Source organism: Algoriphagus ornithinivorans, from assembly GCF_900115305.1.
Taxonomy (GTDB): domain Bacteria; phylum Bacteroidota; class Bacteroidia; order Cytophagales; family Cyclobacteriaceae; genus Algoriphagus; species Algoriphagus ornithinivorans.
Genome location: NZ_FOVW01000007.1, coordinates 223,810 through 240,757, shown reverse-complemented (window position 1 = coordinate 240,757; position 16,948 = coordinate 223,810). Strand labels below are relative to the sequence as shown.

Sequence of the window (16,948 nt, the reverse complement as noted above, 5' to 3'; positions counted from 1 at the left end):
ATGGAAAAATCTATTGATTGGACAACTTTCACCCGTAGAATCCATATTCAAAAACCAGCTCAAATGGTCTTTGATGCTTGGACTCAAAAACGATTATTAGAAACCTGGTTTTTAGAATTAGCGGAATTCAAAGATTCTAACGAAGTTGGAAGAAAGCCCATTGAAACTGTTCAGCAAGGGGATACTTTTTCTTGGAAATGGAACAATTGGCCACATCGAGAAGAAGGGGAGGTTTTGAAAGTCAAGAATAAAGAACTTATCTCTTTTACTTTTGGTCCCGGAGGTATTGTTGATGTTCATTTGAAAGAAAGCAAATGGGGAACTGAAGTCACCTTAATTCAAAAACAGATCCCTACTGACGATAAACATAAAATGGACCTTTTCGTGGGTTGTTATGGTGGATGGACTTTTTGGTTGGCGAACCTAAAAGCCTGGATGGAGCATGGTATCACTCTTCATGCTACTGGCTTAAGTGAAGGAGATACAACTAATTTGGTTAATTCCTGAATTACATCTTCCGAATTAGATCAGCCGCTAAGGAAATATTTTCTACTTCGGCGAACCTTTCATGTTTGATTTCATGGTCTATTTGCTCATGAACCCAGGTTATATGAAAAGGTATGTGAATGGCATGTCCGCCTATTTCTAGCACGGGTAGTATATCAGATTTTAAGCTATTGCCTAGCATGACAAAATCAGAAGGTGAAACATCTAAGTGATGAATGAGTTTTTCAAAATCTGCCACTTTCTTTTCACTCATTATTTCTATGTGATGAAAATATTTTTCCAGGCCTGACTTTTTCAATTTCCTTTCCTGATCCAAAAGGTCGCCTTTGGTTGCTAGTACCATCCTGTAATCCCCATTCAAACTTTTCAAAACCTCCTCAACTCCAGGAAGGAGTTCAACTGGCTTTTCCAGCATTTCCCGACCAATTTTGATCACTTTATCTATCAATGAAATCGGCATTTTATGCTCACTGATTTTCATGGCCGTTTCTATCATGGAAAGCATGAAGCCCTTTATTCCATAGCCATATAATTGGAGGTTTTCAATTTCAGTTCGGTATAGCTCTTTGATTATCGCATGCTCCGGCATAAAGTCTTCTAGAAGTGAAGCGAATTTTTCTTCTGCTTCTCTGAAAAATGGTTCATTCAACCAAAGTGTATCATCTGCATCAAAAGCAATTACTTTAATCGGCATTAGTTTAGAGTTTTAATCCAATCCAAAAGTACTAATCTCCAGTTTTCCACAGCTCCTTTTCCCATTCCAAAAGCAAAACCATGTCCGCCACTTGGGTAAAGATGTAATGAGGCCGAAACTTCATTGGCTCTTAGAGCCTGATAATAAAGGAGACTGTTTTCTACTGGAACAGCCAAATCATCCTGAGCATGAACCAAAAAAGTGGGTGGAGTATTGGAGTTCACATTTTTCTCGTTGGAAAAGCGATCAATTTGTTCTTGGGAAGGATTTTCTCCCAATAGGTTTTTTCTGGAACCTCCATGAGTAAATTGATCTTGGAAAGAGATTACAGGGTACACTAAAATGGAAAAATCAGGTCTCGCTGAAATAGTATCAATTGCATCCTTGGTTCTCTCCAAATCATAGGAATATTGGGTGCTGAGCGTTGATGCCAGGTGTCCCCCAGCAGAAAAGCCCATTACGCCAACTTTTTCTGGATCGATATTCCAAATTTTAGCATGATGTCTAACCAATCTTAATGCTCTTTGCGCATCTAATAATGGAACTTCCTTGAGGTTGGTTAGAGACTGGGAAATCGGAAGTCTATATTTGACGACTATACCTGCGATTCCCTGTGAATTCAACCACTTGGCAAAATCTGTCCCTTCCCAATCGTAAGCTAAGATTCCATATCCTCCCCCTGGAAATATAACCACTGCCTGACCTGTAGCAATTTGCTTTGTTGGAAGATAAACTTCTATACTTGGGATTTGCACATTTGAAATTCTTAGGATGCCATTTTGCTGTTGAATTTCCTCTAGATTACTTTCTTTCTGGAGGGGTGGAAGTCCTGGCCAAAGAGGTAAAATCTGATCTTGGGCAAAGACTGTAATTGCAAGTGAAAATAGAATGAAGGTTGAGAGAAGGCGTTTCATGGTTTTCTAGTCTTTTTTTGCTTCAAAATTGAATATAGGTTCTGCTAAAGCCCATTTCCAATGAGGAGGAGTGCCGGGTAGATTTTGCTGATATTGTCCGACAAAGGATTCCCACTCCTGCACTTTAGGATTGGCTAGGTCCAATTGTTCTTTTTTCTCAAAATTGAAATCATCTTTAGTTCTTAGAATCATGCTGAGCCTGTTTTTCCAACGATAAATATTCATTTCAAGAATTCCGGATTCTTGAATGCTTTCCAGAATTGGTTCTGGTACAGCTTGATGGCATTTATCATAGGCCTCGATAGCTTCGGGTTCATCTTTCAAGTCACAGATCAAGAGGAAAGTTTTCATCAGATTTTCAAATTATAAAGAATCCAAGTTCTTCTTTCTACGTTGGACTTGGTAGGCGAAAAGGCCGACCACCACAAAGCAAATTAGTGGCAGAAAAAAGGAGAATCGAACTTCGGATACTCCCAAGATTTGAATATCGGTATATCCCGCACCTCCCCAATCCAAGACTATTCCCTGTAAAGTAGGCATGATTGCTCCGCCCACAATTGCCATAACCAAAAATGCAGCCCCGAACTTGGCATCTTCTCCTAGTCCTTCCAAAGCGATTCCGTAGATGGTGGGAAACATTAAAGACATGGCAAAACTGATTCCTACCAAACTGTAAAGCCCTAATTCTCCTGGAAGAAAAATTGTCCCTCCTGTAAAAAATATGGCTAAAACTGAAAAGGAAAGCAGAAGACTGTTTGCTGAAATATATCTCAAGAGGAAGGTGCAAATCCACCTTCCTGTCAAAAATAAAATCAATGCTGCATATCCGTAATTCACAGCATCCGCATTCTCAATTCCCATTGCTTCTGCATATTGATAAATATAGGTCCAAACCATAATTTGAGCACCTACATAAAACATCTGAGCGATCGTTCCTCCCACGAAATTTTTATTAGAAAAAAGCCTTTGCATGCTGGGCCAGAAATTAATTTTTCCGCTATCCTTTGACTCAGGCATTTTAACCAAAGCTATAAGAAGCATGATTCCTAACACCACCAAACCTAGCATTACGTAAGGGTTCCTTATGACCATTAGATCATTGGTTCGAACCAGCGCTTTAGAAGCTTCTTCTAAAGTGGGGTAAATTAATTCCCCGTTTTCATCCAAGTTATTGGATTTTAAGGCATTCAGAATAAATTGTTTTGCTACGAAAAGGCCAGCCAATGCGCCCATAGGATTAAATGCTTGCGCAAGGTTGAGTCTTTGTGTGGCCGTGGCCTCTGGTCCCATGGAGAGAATATAGGGATTAGCTGTAGTTTCCAGAAAAGCCAATCCAAAAGTCAAAATATATAAGGAGGCTAAAAAGAATCCATAGCTTTCCCAAGCAGTTGCCGGGTAAAAGAGTAAAGCTCCAAAAGCATATAAGCCCAAACCCAACAAGACTCCGGTTTTATAAGAGTATTTTTTAATAAAAAAGGCTGCTGGCAAAGCCATAGTGAAATAACCTCCATAAAAGGCCATTTGCACCCAGGATGCTTGGACATTATTCAATTCCAGAACTCGCTTAAAAGCAGCAACCATGGGATTGGTGATGTCATTGGCAAATCCCCACAAGGCAAATAAGGAGGTAATTAAAACAAAGGGAATGAAAAGGTTTTTAGGGACTATAGGAGAAGCTGATTTCATAATGCCCGGTCAAGATGAGTATAGCCTCCATCTACAAATAGATGCTGGCCGGTGATGTGGGAAGATTTGGAAGAAAGCAGAAACAGAACCATCGCTGCAATTTCATCAGCATGAGTCATTCTTTTTCCCAGGGGGATTTTCCGGTTTATTTCTTCCAGTTTTTCTTCTGGATTTGGAAAAGATTGGATCCAGTTTTCATACATCGGGGTATATACTTCTGCAGGGATCACTGCATTAACCCTGATCTGATAGGGGAGAAGTTCTGCTGCCCACTCACGGGTCAAGGCTAACTGCGCTCCTTTGGCAGCGACATATCCAGATGTACCTCCCTGACCAGTTACTGCTGTTTTGGAAGAAATATTTACAATGCTGCCTTGACTGTTCTTCAAAGCTGGCAGAGAATAATGCGCTAGATGGTAATAGTGGAATAAGTTTTTGGACACTGAGTTTTCAAATGCCTCCGGATTACCATTTTCCAAACCAACTCCATCATTGGAACCTGCATTATTTACTATGCCATCTATTCTTCCAAATTTCTTCAGGGTTTCCTCAACAGCTCTTGAAGCATCGGCTGCCCTAATTAGTCTTATAGGCAGGTGCAAGGCTTGATTATTTGCAAAATCAATAATTTGCCTGGCTTCTTCTCCTGAAGGATCGATAATCACAGGAATTCCTCCTTCCTCAATCAGTCCTTTTGCAACTGCAGCTCCGATACCTTTGGCACCGCCCGAAATGAGTATCACTTTTTGATTGAGGGAGAGATTCATAGTAAATAGATTTAGGCTAGCTTAATTTGTAAAATTTTTCAGCCGTATTTCCCATTATCCAACTTTTTTCATTTTTGGAAAGCGTGTCTGTGAACTCTTCTACTACTCCAAGTACTTGTTCATATTCTGCGGCAAGTAGACAGACGGGCCAATCACTTCCAAACATGAGTCTTTCAGGTCCGAATAGCTCCAAAGCAATCTCCAAATAAGGATAAAGCTGATCCTTATTCCAGTTTTTCCAATCTGCTTCCGTCACCATTCCTGAGATTTTGCAATGAATCAGTTCTCTTTCCGCTATGGGAGCGAGGTGTTTTTGCCATTCTTTCCATTCCCCTTTTTGGATAAAGGGTTTTGCAAGATGGTCTATGACAAAAGATTGATTTGGGCATTTTTTAACCAATTCCAAAACGGCTTTGAGATACTGAGGGTATACCAAAATGTCATAAGTATAACCTTTAGAATGTAGCGTTTGTAAACCTCGTATAAAGTTCTCCTGAAGCATATAGCGAGGATCTTTTGATTGCAATACTTCCCGGAAGCCCTTCAACTTAGGATGTTCATTGTATTCCTCCAGCTTTTCCTCCAATTTTCCAGAAGTCAGGTCTGCCCAGCCAACCACTCCCAAAATCCAGGGATTTTGATCTGCTAAATCCAATAAATAATCTGTTTCCCGATAGGACTCGACTGCCTGAACCGCAATACAGCCATCCAAATGAAATTCATCTAGCAATGGCTTTAAATCACCTGGTGAAAAATTTCGGCGAATCCTTTTCATGGAGTCGTTAATCCAGCCATAATCTTTGGGCTTGTACTCCCAAAAGTGCTGATGGGAGTCGATTCTCATGCTTCAGGATCATTGATGGCCACTTGTCTGGAGATTCCAAGGCCTTCTATTCCCAATTCTACCACATCACCATGCTCCAAATATTTGGGTTCAGGCTTGAGTCCCATGCCCACACCTGCTGGAGTACCAGTGGAAATCACATCACCAGGCAATAAGGTCATGTACTGGCTGATATGAGATACGATGGTTGGAATGTCAAATATCAAATCAGAAGTTGAGCTGTCTTGAAGAATCTTCCCATTGAGTTTGAGCCATAATCTCAATTGGTGGGGATCCGGTATTTCTTCTTTGGTAGCCAAAAATGGACCTAGTGGTGCGAAGTTGTCCGCGCTTTTTCCTTTTACCCACTGCCCTCCATGATTGAGTTGGAAATCCCGTTCGCTTACATCGTTGTGGAGGCAATAACCGGCAACATGATCCATAGCATTTTCCACAGAAACGTATTTTGCCCTTTTCCCTATTACCACTGCCAGTTCAACTTCCCAATCCGTTTTCTTCGAGTTTCTTGGTATAAAAATAGGATCATCAGGCCCGGATAGGGAGGAAGTGGCTTTCATAAATAAAATTGGTACTTCAGGTACTGCCATTCCTGCTTCTGCAGCATGCTTTCTATAATTCAAGCCAACACAAATTATTTTGGAAGGTCTGGCAATAGGAGAGGCTAGTCTGGAGTTAGCCGGGATTTCAGGAAGTTTTGATTGATTGGCCTGCAGCCAAACTTTCAATCTTTCCAGTCCATTATGGGTCAAAAAGGTCTCATTCCAGTCCTCTCCAAAGCTGCTGCAGTCTAGATTTTTTCCTTCTGAATTTTGGATTCCGGGTTTTTCTTGTCCCTTTTCTCCAAATCGGATAAGTTTCATTCAAATAGGTTTAGGTTATGATCAGGTTTATTGCTTACATTTTCAGGTTCTGGAAACCTCCGTCAATATTGAAGTTTGTACCAGTAATAAACTTTGAGTCCTCACTGCAAAGAAAATAAGCCAGTGCGGCGATTTCTTCTGGTTTCCCCATTCTTCCCATAGCTTGTGTGGAGGCAAGTTTTTCGAACATTTCTTTTTCTTTTCCGGGATAATTCTTTTCCAAAAAACCATCAACGAAAGGTGTGTGGACTCTGCCAGGGGATAAGCAGTTGCAGCGAATTCCCTGATCCACATAGTCCCGCGCAATACTCAAGGTCATGGAAAGAACTGCACCCTTGCTCATGCTGTAGGCAAAGCGGTCTGGAATACCCATGGTAGCTGCTACAGAACAAAGGTTGAGGATAGCTCCTCCTCCTTCTGAAATAAGTTTTGGCAATGCTGCTTTGGTGACCAAAAACATTCCCTTCACATTGACTTGAACTATCCGGTCAAAATCCTCTTCACTCGTGTTTTCTAGTTTTCCAATATGGGAGATGCCTGCATTATTTATAAGCGCATGAAGTTTTCCTGAAAGGGTTTGGATTTTTTGTTTGATTTGATCCAAAGAGGTAATGTCTACATGCCAAAAAGTAACCTGATGTCCTTTCTCTCTTTCTATGGTTTCTGTCTTTTGACCTTCTGTAGAGTTTGTATCAATGAAAAAGACCCGAGCACCTTCTGCAGCAAATTTTTGAACCATAGCTAGGCCTATTCCACTTGCTCCTCCGGTAATCAGGACTTGTTGCTCTTTCATTCTTGGGTTATTTTCAGTTAGGATTAGATTCCACGATTAATTGGTTGATTCTTTGGATGACGTCAAAAGTTAAAGGTTTTTCAAAAAAACCGGCTACGTTTTTATACCTCTTAGATTTACTTGGATTCTCGGAGTTCACTGAAGATGTGATGATAAAAACTTTGGAACGAAACCTATCATCCGTTTCCAGTTTGTCCAAAAAGTCCCAATCCTTCAAATCTTTGAGATGAAGATCTACAAGAAGAGCAGGGGGATGATTGAACTCTGAATTTTTTAAAAAAGTCAATGCGTCACTACCCTTAATAAAGGTGGATATTTTGAGGTTTGGATTAATCTTCCCGAACATCTTTTCGAGAATTACCAATAAGATGTCATCATCATCGATTATTATAAGTTCCTTGTTCATAGGTTTAGGATTCATTATAAATTCCTTCTGACTTTTTGCTAATGTCTCTAATGATTGCATCTAATTCTTCAGATGAAAGTTTGATGTACTCTATTAATTTCTTGTTGTCCTCACTTAGATTTTCTTCAGAACCTTCCAAAAGGTTGACGAGTCCCATTAATCTAGCCAAAGGTGCTCTAACTACGTGTGACTGAATCCACGCGATTTCCTTAAAGGTTTGATTTTGCTCTTCTATTTTATGGATATACTTAAGGTTTTCTGTGATGTCGTTGATTAAGACCATTCCAGCATCCTTATTATTGATTTTTATTTTGGCTGGACTTCTTTCAACATCCATTAGCTCCCCATTTTTTTTGAGGTGTCTGGATATTTTCTTGTAGTTTTTCCCATTCTTTTTCCAAAATTCTTCAACAGCTGAAATCAAAATGGCTTCATCTTCTTTGGGTCGAAGATCTTTTAAATCCATATTTAAGAACTCTTCTCTGCTGTATCCATACTTTTGAACAGATGCCTCATTGACGTCTAAAATCTTGAGTGTTTCAAAGTCATAGACCAGAATAGGAGAGGGATTTAACTGGAAAAGATCTGCATACTTTTTCTTGGAGTCTTTTAATTCAGAGATAAAATTTACCCGCTGAATATTATAGATCAAGCTTTTGTACAGAACTGCGGGAGAGAGGTCATCTTTGACCAGGTAATCTGAAGCTCCCAATGCAAGTGATCGACTTCCGAATTCCAGATCCGCAAAGCCTGTTAAAACGACAACCGGAATTTCCTCAGCCCTTTTTGTGATTTCTTTTACTAACTCCTCTCCTGATTTATCAGGCAGGGACAAATCTAGAAATACCAAATCGTATAGCTGTTGATCCTTTTCAAGAAGCTCTACGGCTTCTTTGAAATTTTCAGCATGAGTCGCTTCAAGGTTTAGGATTGACTCAGACAAGTACTCCTCTAAAATGACGAAGTCTCCTAGGTTATCTTCAATTACTAAAATATGGTAAGGTTTTTCATCCTTCTTCATCACGTGCTGGTTTGGGAAGCTTTACTACGGATAGCCAGAAATCTTCAATTTTACTGACTACTCTAAGAAATTCACTGATTTCAACGGGTTTGATAATATAGCAATTTGCATGTAAATCGTAAGCTTTGAAAATATCTAATTCCGAAGAAGAGGTGGTCAAGACGATTATCGGAACTTGTTTTAAACGCGAATTGCTTTTTAATACTTCCAGGACTTCATGTCCGTTTTTCTTGGGAAGATTGATGTCCAATAAGATCAAATCAGGTAAATTATTTGGACTCTCAATCACTATTTTTTCAAGTTTTTCAATCGCCTCAGCACCATCTCTCGCAATAGTCATGTTGTTGAGAATCTTAGCTTCTTCAAGCGCATCTTGTATGAGGATAATATCGCCTTCGTTATCCTCTATAAGCATGATGTTAATAGGTCTGATCGTCATATGCTTTCAATAAGAAATGAAATTTACTGCCTTTTCCAGATTCAGAATCAAGCCAGATTTTTCCACCATGCTGTGAAATAACCTTTTTGCAAATAGCCAGACCGATTCCCGTTCCGGGATATTCATCTTTCGTATGAAGTCTTTTAAAAATATTGAAAATCTTTTGATAATACTCTTTGTCAATGCCGATTCCGTTGTCTTCTACAGTAATTCTGTAATCGGATCCTTCTTTAGTAGAATATATTTTAACAACAGGTTGAACGTTCTTCTTCTGATATTTCAAAGCATTCGAAATGAGATTGATGAAAACACTTTTGATTGGGCTTCGAATTCCTAAAATATCGGGAAGAGGACTTACTTCAACTGCGGCATTATTTTCTTCAATCACTTTTTGTTTTAGCTGTATAACTTCCTCAACCACAGAATTTAAATCTACTTTGCTGAGTTTGGAGGGGTCAAAACCAATTTGAGCATATTCCATCATATCATCGATCAGTTGGCTCAGCCTCTTAGAACCATCTACCGCAAATCGGATATATTGAATTCCTTTTTCGTCTAATACATTTTCATACTTTTTTTCCAAAAGCTGAAGAAAGGAGCTAATCATTCGAAGAGGCTCCTTCATATCATGCGAAGCGACCGAAGCAAATGATTTTAATTCTTCGTTGGCGGATTGTAGCTGAAGGTTTGTACTTTTTATCTCCTCCTCTCGAAGTTTTTTCTCAGTAATATCCACGTGGGTACCAAACATCATCAAAGGTTTTCCATCCTTGGTCCAGGAGAAAATCTTCCCTCTATCCAAAACCCAAACCCATCTTCCATCTTTGTGCTTCATTCTGAGCTCGGCTTCGTAGGAATCTAATTCACCCCTGAAGCACTTTTCCAGTTCTTGATTTGACTGTTCGAGATCATCGGGATGAGTGAAGTCAATCCATGTCTGAATACTTAGAGGTGCTAATTCTTCCAAGGTATAACCTATAATGTTTGCCCATATTTCATTATATACGGTTTCACCTGTCTGCACATTCCATTCCCAAGTTCCAGCCCCTGTCCCTTCAATAACATTACTTAATCTTTGCTTTTGATCGGATAGGTCTGCTTCTGCTTTTTTTCGAGCGGTGATATCCTGCGTAGAGCCGATCATTCGTATCGCTTTGCCTTTTTTATTTCTAATAATGAGGCCTTTGTCTATTATATATAGAAACTCTCCATTAGATTTTTTTATGCGAAATTCCTGGGACCATTTTTCGGCAGAGCTATCCAAAGCATTTTTCAAATTATTTTCAACCTCATAATAATCCTCAGGATGAATAATGGATTTCCAGAATTTATCATTGTAAAAAGACTCTTCTTGACTGTATCCTAATAATCTTTCAAAATTATCGCTCCTATAGGTATAGTCTTTCTCCATATCCCAATCCCAGATAATCTCAGAAGTTGCTTTGGTTGCTAATTCAAATCGCTGATTACTAAGCTTCAGCTCTTTAGTGGTTTCCGCCACTTGCTGAGTAAGCTTGTAGGGTTGTTCGGCAAGTTTAAATATTAAAAATCCTAAAAGGATGGAAGAAATCAATCGAAAAACTGTGTTTGGAATAATGGAAATAAATGCATTGCTTTTGATCAGCTGAACTTTTATAATCCAGTTTCCACTAGGGATTTCTATCTCTGAAATCGGTCCTCCAGATTGAGAGAAATCAGTTTCAATCAAAGAAGAGATATCATTACTTATTGGATCTATTTTTAAAATATCTATGGCATAATCAGAACTAGGCTGGTAGCCAAATAAGACCTGATCTTTGAATTTATACCAGTCAATAATGATAGCGGTAAATCCGTCAAAAACTCCATTTCTATAAAGAGGAAGTCTACCTACTATCCCTTTACCACCCTGCTTGAGGTCAAATGGACCTGCAAAATAGAGCTCTCTTTGCTCAATTGCCATTAGGGCTTCTTCTCGTCTATTCGGATCTTTGAGGATATCATATCCAATGACCATTTCATTTCCGATCAATGGGTAGGTTGCTACGATTTCCCCTGAGTCTAAGACTTGAATTTGATCAATAATGTCAATGTTATCAATTATGCTTCGGCCAACTTCTCTGAAATTTTGATCCAGTCTATCTGTTCTTACTAAGTAGGCAAGAATATTAACAGCTGAATTTGCAGAGGATATAATTTTATCGATTCTATCTTCCAGTAATTCAGCAATATTTTCAACATCCTCTTCCTCCTCTACAAGCTCAAGCTGGTACTCCTTTAAGGTAAGGTAAAGGCCAGTTCCAAAGGATAAAAGAAAAACGACGAGTCCTGTTGCAGCAGGCGATTTAAAAAAAAGACTTCTAATCCATTTCATTATTCGCTAGGCTTTTGAATCGTGAAATAGAATGTTGAACCTTTAGAAGGGGTAGAATTCACCCAGATTTTACCTCCATGCATGTCGACAATTTTTTTGCTGATTGCAAGCCCTATCCCAGTTCCTGAATAGCTTTCTTGTACATGCAGTCTTTGGAAAATAATAAAGATTTTTTCTACATAGTCTTTTTCTATGCCTATTCCATTGTCTTTGAAAGCAAATTCCCATTCGGTTTTTTTCTCTTTTGCAGAGATCCAAATTTCAGGTTTTTGTCCTTCAGGTTGGTATTTGATTGCGTTTGAAATCAGGTTTTGGAAAAGCTGAACCAAGGTGCTTTTATGTCCAAAAATCTTCGGTAATGGAGAAATATGGAAGATTGGATCCTTTTTCTGTATAGTTTTTTTAAGGAAAAGCTTAGAAATGTTTAGGATTTCTGATGATTCAATCCATATTTTAGATTCTTGAAAATTATCCAGTTTGGAAAATTCCAGGAGATCCAAGATGATTTGTCTCATTCTCTTTGCACCTTCCACAGCAAAGTGAATATATTTCTTTCCCTTTTCGTCTAGGACTGTATCATATCTTTTTTCGATCAATCCCAAAAAGCTGGAGATCATTCTTAAAGGCTCTTGTAAATCATGAGATGCCACATATGCAAACTGTTCCAATTCTTGATTAGAAAGTTCCAGCTCTTTATTGGCCTTCTCTAACGTTTCATTTAATTGTTTGAGGGAGTTTTCATAATCCTTTTGAGCACTAATATCCTGCACCGCACCAACTAATCTGGATGGCTCTCCGTCCTCATCTCTCACTATCGTTCCAGAATCTAAGACGTAAGCATATTCAGTTTCATTTTTTTGAAATCTGTATTCAACCTGAAACTCTTTTTGATCCGGGTTTTTTAAAATTAACTGGAGATGAGCCAGTACTTTTTCGCGATCTTCTGGATGGATTCGCTTTTCCCATTCTTCGGTATCATTTTTCTTTTTGCTGAGATCTATGCCAAACAATTTGGAAAATCCCTCGCCCCAGAAATGATTCCCATTTTTAACATCCCAGTCCCAAATAGCATCATTGGTAGCTTCCGATACCATTTTGAATCGCTCGTTCATTAATTCGAGCTCCTGTTCTCTTTTTTTCTTTTCTGTGATGTCTCTTTGGATGCCTACCCAGTGGGTGTACCATCCTGATTGATCTGCTACTGGAACAACTACTATATTCACCCAGAATGGAGTGCCGTCTTTTTTATAATTTATTATTTCCACAGAAGTACTATTCCATTTTCTAAGTTCTTTTCCAAATCGTTTCATTTTCTCTACATCGGTATCTTTCCCCTGGAGAATTTTTGGTGTTTTTCCAATTATTTCTTCTTGAGAGTACCCCGTCATATTTACAAATGATTGATTTGCGTAAATAATTTTGTACCCTTCTTCATCTGGGTCAGCATTGGTAATAAGAATTGCATCTGTGGTATTAGTGACCACAGACTCCAATAATTTCAGATGATTCTCACGTTCCTTTTCTTTGGTGATATCTTGTAATGCGCCAACCATTCTTACAGGAACTCCCTTGGTGTTTCTTATAATGATGGTCTTTTCATTTACATAAGCATAAGAACCGTCAAACTTTTTAAATCTATATTCACCAGACCAGAACTTTTGGTTTGGATTTTTCCTCGCCGCTTGAATACTATGCCAAATGTCTTCGTAATTCTCTGGATGAATACTTTCCAGCCAAGCGCTTTCATCTACTTGATTTTGGGATTCTGGATAACCAAATAAACGATGATACCCTCTTCCCCAAAAAATGGTGCTTTTTTCTAGATCCCAATCCCAAATAGCATCAGAAACGGCTTCAGATACAAGTTTGAATCTATCATTGCTGATTTTTAAAGCTTGCTCCGCCCAGTATCTTTCTGTATCATCCGTGACCGTAGAGATCATCAAATTCAAATCAGGAACCGGGATGTTTTTGGCATTGACAATTTTCTCCTGACCATCTTTGGTGGTGATGATTATTCCCCTCCAGGTCATTCTTTCAGGATCACCACTTTGGATGTCCTCCATGATCCGGTTTTGCATCCACTCTCTATATTCTGGATTGGGATAAACTTTTTGGAAAAAGGATTCCACGCTGACTATTTCCTCTTTTGGCCAGCCATATACTTCCTCGAAAGCTTTGTTCATATAAGTGGCTTCCCCATCACTGATCTTATTGACGGCGATTCCAAGAGAGATATTGTCTAGAGTGGATTCTATAAAAAAGTTTCTATCTCTCAGTTTGATTTCAGTTTCTTTTTCTTTCGTGATTTCTTGAGCCGTTCCTCTAAATACCTGTTCTCCATTTTTGTCATCCTCGACGAGTTCTCCTAATTCATGAATGAATTTTAAATGACCCTTTTCGGTGATGATGCGGTAGGTTACATCTAAATTTTTCTCTTTGGTAATTGCCCTATTTCTATGATAAAGGAAGTTTTTCTTGTCTTCCGGGTGAATGCTTTCAAAGAAAAAATCAAAATTGAGATTGCTGTCGGATTTTTTCACTTCCCAGATTTTGTACATTTCATCTGACCAAAATACTTTGTTGGTATTCAGGTTGCTTTCCCAGTATCCTAATTTGGACATCTCTTGTCCTTTCAACAAGCGTTTGTTTAGCTGTTTGATTTTTTCAGCCGCATTTCGTTTTTCAGTGATATTTCTTGAAAAGCAGGCAAGCCCAACTATTTTGCCTTTAACTTTTATTGGGTTGATTTTTGTCTCATATATTTGGAATTCAGTGCTCTTTCCAAATTTAACTTTATCTTCAATTTTAAGTTTTTTCCCTGAGAGCGCGGTTTCGTAATGATTTTTCCAGATTTCCGCATACTCTTTTCCGTAGCGATTCTCATCAATTAAAAGATCTCCTTCTTGAAGTTCCCAATTAATGGTATCCTTAATTATTTTTTTAAAAGCATTATTGGCGCTGACCAATTTGAATTCATGATCCAAACTCCAAATCAAGTCTGGCGAAGTATTAAGAATGGTTTGAATTCGAAAATTATCCTGCTTCCTGGATTTTTTAATTTCTTCCAATTCGGTGATATCTCGGGCAATTGCCAAAACATCATCAGTGCCCTTTTTCAGAGAAGCAGACCAATTAAAATGAATCAGCTTTCCTTCTGAATTCAAATAACGGTTTTTGAAATTTTTAATCTTAACCCCATCTCTGATTTGATCACTTGCCTCCCGTGTTTTTTGTAAATCCGCCGGATAAACAAATTCCGTATACTCCTTTCCAATCATATCTTCTTTGGGATAACCCAAGGTTTCAATGACACTATTGGAGATCTTTGATATCACTCCATCCTTGTCGAAAATAAAAATCAAATCAATCGAATTCTCTAGGATGCTATCTAATTCGTCTGTGGTTTGGCTTAATTGATTTTCATTGACTCTTAAATCAGTGATATCCTTAAATGTACCAATCAAGTAAAGAGGCTTACCATGTTCGTCAAAACTAACCCTACCTTCGGATTCAATGTGTTTGATATCCCCATTTGGTAGGGTAATCCGCTTTTCTAGCTTGTAGGGATTTCCCGTGGTAATTGAATTTTCAAAAGCTTTTTTTGCTTCTTCTCGGTCCTCAGGATGAATAATGGACCATCTCAGTTCTGAGCTGGGAATTGTATTTTTCGGATTGAGTCCGCAGATCTTGAAAAATTCCTCAGACCATTCATTTTCTCCAGTCTGGATATTTAATCTCCAAATCCCTAGCCCGTTGATATTTTCAATTATATCGACAAACTTTGTATTTTTTGGATCAGATTTCTCAGAAGAAGTTTTCTGAGAGCCGGATTGGGTGGGGTGATTTTTTTTTGCAGGGCTCATCAAGGGCGATGTTGATGCTAATAATTTACGCTTAATATTTGATTTTAGAAAGAACGGACTCAGGATATCATACCTCGACAACCTTCCCGGTTTTTACTGATTCATCACAAGCGAATGCTATTTTCAGACTGTTTAAAGCATCCTGCAAGTGGTCACTCAAATCTAAATCTTTTTGGATAGCTTTTAAGAAATAGCTTTGTTCTCGATTGCATAATTCTTGGTGATTGGGTTCATCCTTCATATCTATCCATTGGTCAGCCTTTGTAAATTCATTTTTATCATTAATGGCAGCATGATGAACTCTGATGGATTCTGTTTTGGTATGAGAATCGACATCATCTGATTTGCCTGAAGCACCTGCATCTTTTGCAACAATCGACACCGCTCCTTTTGGTCCGAATACATCCTTTATAAAAAAAGCCGTTTCTGAAATCATGGGGCCCCAGCCTGCTTCATACCATCCAACTGATCCATCTTCAAAGCGTATTTGCAGTTGACCATAATTGTAATTATCTGATGCTATATCATCTGTAAGTCGAGCTCCTATAGCTGTGACTGAGAGTGGTTTTGAGCGGGTCATTTGGCACATTACATCTATATAATGCACGCCGCAGTCTACAATCGGACTCAAGCTTTTCATCAAATTCCTATGTACATCCCACATGTATCCATGACTTTGTTGATTCAAGTTCATTCTCATTACAAGTGGCTTTCCTAATTTCTGGGATTCTTCAATAAATCTGATCCAAGATGGATGATGACGGAGAATGTAGCCAACCACTACTTTTTTGCCTGTTTCATTTGCTTTTTGGATAATCCTTTCGCAACCGGTGACAGTATCGGCCAGTGGTTTTTCTATAAAAATATGACAGTCTGCTTCTAAAGCTTTGATGGCAAATTCCTCATGAGTATCAGGATAAGTAGAAATACAAACAGCATCTGGCTTGCTTTGGGCTAATGCATCCTCATATTTATCAAACAGCGGATAATTGGACTTGAGTTTTTCATTGAGGCGATTTTTACTTTCTCCTCGTGCCACCAGTCCGCAAATTTCAAACTCTGGCATTTGATGGTAGGCTGCTGCATGAGAGGCTCCCATGTTGCCACAACCGACAATCAGGATTTTAATTGGGTTCATTTTAATTGTTGTTTTTCAGTTGAGCTAGATCTTCCAAGTTAAGATAAAGCACAGAGACTTTCATGGTAATCGGTATGAGCGGTTGGTCATCAGAATCCCGCTCCACATGGACGATTTGGTCTACTACATCCATTCCCTTGATTACCTTTCCGAAAACAGTATAGTCCCCATCCAATCGATGTAGCCCCTGCGTATTTTGTACTATATAGAATTGACATCTGGCAGAGAGTTTGTCCGGGTTATTATCTCTTCCCGCTCCAACAGCGCCATACTGGTGTGTTAGATCAGGATGAAATTCAGGTTCGAGTAAAAAATCAGGATCATTAAAGCCTTCCGGGGTATCGGGACAACCTCCCTGTGCTACGAAATTTGGAATTACCCTGTTGAAAGTCAGTGAATCCCAATAGCCAGCTTCCGCCAGTTCAATAAAGCTGCTTTGATGCCTTGGTGTTTTATAGTCAAGCTCAATATATACCTCTCCTAAATTGGTTTGAATATAACCGATAGGGATGGTGTCTAAACTTTGGGCAAGTAAATTAGTTTGAATAATAAATAGGGCTACAAAGCTCATTATCAATAAATTCCTCATAGATAAAATTAGTTGAAGATGGATTATGTCATCGGATTTTTGCTGTTGAATCAAGGGAAAATGTTCCTTTT

The 16,948-nt window shown here is 38.8% G+C and carries 16 protein-coding genes; 1 reads left to right on the top strand and 15 read right to left on the bottom strand.

All coding sequences use genetic code 11. The features are described from left to right. Positions 1–507 carry an SRPBCC family protein gene (locus BM073_RS12650; protein WP_091654628.1) on the top strand — a complete coding sequence of 169 codons (507 nt, stop codon included), beginning with the start codon at positions 1–3 and terminating at the stop codon, positions 505–507. 1 nt (position 508) lies between these two features. On the opposite strand, the gene BM073_RS12645 is transcribed toward BM073_RS12650, so the two are convergent. The 15 genes from BM073_RS12645 to BM073_RS12575 form a co-directional block, all read right to left on the bottom strand. Next, on the bottom strand, positions 509–1,201 hold the full coding sequence (locus tag BM073_RS12645; protein ID WP_091654626.1) for an HAD family hydrolase: 693 nt from the start codon (positions 1,199–1,201) through the stop codon (positions 509–511). Continuing rightward, on the bottom strand, positions 1,201–2,115 hold the full coding sequence (locus BM073_RS12640) for an alpha/beta hydrolase (protein ID WP_091654624.1): 915 nt from the start codon (positions 2,113–2,115) through the stop codon (positions 1,201–1,203). Before BM073_RS12640 ends, BM073_RS12645 begins: the two co-directional genes overlap by 1 nt. Positions 2,116–2,121: 6 nt before the next feature. Next, on the bottom strand, positions 2,122–2,466 hold the full coding sequence (locus BM073_RS12635) for an L-rhamnose mutarotase (protein ID WP_091654622.1): 345 nt from the start codon (positions 2,464–2,466) through the stop codon (positions 2,122–2,124). A 12-nt stretch (positions 2,467–2,478) separates the two neighbouring features. Further along, positions 2,479–3,801: an L-fucose:H+ symporter permease gene (fucP, locus tag BM073_RS12630; RefSeq protein WP_091654621.1), complete on the bottom strand. Its 1,323-nt coding sequence runs from the start codon at positions 3,799–3,801 to the stop codon at positions 2,479–2,481. Then, on the bottom strand, positions 3,798–4,568 hold the full coding sequence (locus tag BM073_RS12625) for an L-fucose dehydrogenase (RefSeq protein ID WP_091654619.1): 771 nt from the start codon (positions 4,566–4,568) through the stop codon (positions 3,798–3,800). The genes fucP and BM073_RS12625 overlap by 4 nt, the downstream gene beginning before the upstream one ends. Before the next feature lie 16 nt (positions 4,569–4,584). Further along, positions 4,585–5,412 carry an amidohydrolase family protein gene (locus tag BM073_RS12620; RefSeq protein ID WP_091654617.1) on the bottom strand — a complete coding sequence of 276 codons (828 nt, stop codon included), beginning with the start codon at positions 5,410–5,412 and terminating at the stop codon, positions 4,585–4,587. Then, a complete protein-coding gene (locus BM073_RS12615; RefSeq protein ID WP_091654615.1) occupies positions 5,409–6,272 on the bottom strand; it encodes a fumarylacetoacetate hydrolase family protein in 864 nt (287 codons plus the stop codon). The genes BM073_RS12620 and BM073_RS12615 overlap by 4 nt, the downstream gene beginning before the upstream one ends. Positions 6,273–6,306: 34 nt before the next feature. Then, complete coding sequence (locus BM073_RS12610; protein ID WP_091654614.1) at positions 6,307–7,065, bottom strand: SDR family NAD(P)-dependent oxidoreductase; 759 nt, start codon at positions 7,063–7,065, stop codon at positions 6,307–6,309. A 13-nt stretch (positions 7,066–7,078) separates the two neighbouring features. After that, positions 7,079–7,471: a response regulator gene (locus BM073_RS12605; protein ID WP_175557914.1), complete on the bottom strand. Its 393-nt coding sequence runs from the start codon at positions 7,469–7,471 to the stop codon at positions 7,079–7,081. 4 nt (positions 7,472–7,475) lie between these two features. Next, a complete protein-coding gene (locus tag BM073_RS12600; protein ID WP_091654610.1) occupies positions 7,476–8,492 on the bottom strand; it encodes a response regulator in 1,017 nt (338 codons plus the stop codon). Then, complete coding sequence (locus BM073_RS12595) at positions 8,479–8,907, bottom strand: response regulator (RefSeq protein ID WP_245756417.1); 429 nt, start codon at positions 8,905–8,907, stop codon at positions 8,479–8,481. The genes BM073_RS12600 and BM073_RS12595 overlap by 14 nt, the downstream gene beginning before the upstream one ends. Positions 8,908–8,911: 4 nt before the next feature. Next, the gene (locus BM073_RS12590) at positions 8,912–11,284 is read right to left on the bottom strand and encodes a PAS domain-containing protein (RefSeq protein ID WP_091654608.1); all 2,373 of its coding nucleotides are present in this window, start codon (positions 11,282–11,284) and stop codon (positions 8,912–8,914) included. Continuing rightward, positions 11,284–15,150, bottom strand: coding sequence for a PAS domain S-box protein (locus BM073_RS12585; protein WP_091654606.1), 3,867 nt, complete (start codon positions 15,148–15,150; stop codon positions 11,284–11,286). Before BM073_RS12585 ends, BM073_RS12590 begins: the two co-directional genes overlap by 1 nt. Before the next feature lie 67 nt (positions 15,151–15,217). Beyond that, complete coding sequence (locus BM073_RS12580) at positions 15,218–16,288, bottom strand: Gfo/Idh/MocA family protein (RefSeq protein ID WP_091654605.1); 1,071 nt, start codon at positions 16,286–16,288, stop codon at positions 15,218–15,220. A gap of 1 nt (position 16,289) precedes the next feature. Beyond that, positions 16,290–16,877 (bottom strand): peptidylprolyl isomerase, encoded by a 588-nt coding sequence (locus tag BM073_RS12575; protein ID WP_091654603.1) that lies wholly within the window; start codon positions 16,875–16,877, stop codon positions 16,290–16,292. Between the last annotated feature and the right edge of the window lie 71 nt (positions 16,878–16,948).